Raw genomic sequence first — 432 nt, 5'->3', positions numbered from 1 at the left:
ACTTGCTCTGCCTGTGCTTCCAGATGCGGTTGAGTCTCTTGGAGATCAGAGTCAGCTCATCTTCATCAGAATCTTCTGATGCTTCTTCAGATTCTTCTGCTGCTGCTTGGAGAGCCTTAGCCTTTTCAGATTTGGATTTCAAGGCAATAGACTTCTTCTTGTGACCTTGATGTTCAGCACGCTTTAGTTCATGACACTTCAGTATGCTTATGAGTTCTTCCAAACTCATCTGCTCAACATCTCTAGTCAATTCCAAGGAGGTTATCAAGGGCATCTAGCTTTCAGGAAGACCTCTAAGAATCCTCATGACATGATCAGCAGTTGTGTAACTTTTGTTGAGGGGTCTTATTCCAGCAATAATCAACTGGAATCTGAAAACATATCCTCAATGGATCGTCAGGTTCCATTTGGAAGGATTCATACTGCCTGATC

The 432-nt window shown here is 42.8% G+C and carries 1 protein-coding gene; it reads right to left on the bottom strand.

The features are described 5' to 3' along the window. A partial coding sequence (locus AABA86_RS34320) for a hypothetical protein (RefSeq protein WP_338309898.1) occupies positions 1–274 on the bottom strand: 274 nt, incomplete at its 3' end. Between the last annotated feature and the right edge of the window lie 158 nt (positions 275–432).

The organism is Bradyrhizobium sp. TM233, assembly GCF_036247965.1.
GTDB classification, from domain to species: domain Bacteria; phylum Pseudomonadota; class Alphaproteobacteria; order Rhizobiales; family Xanthobacteraceae; genus Bradyrhizobium; species Bradyrhizobium ottawaense.
Note: the sequence above shows the minus strand (reverse complement) of the source record. Positions and strands in the feature narration are given on the sequence as shown.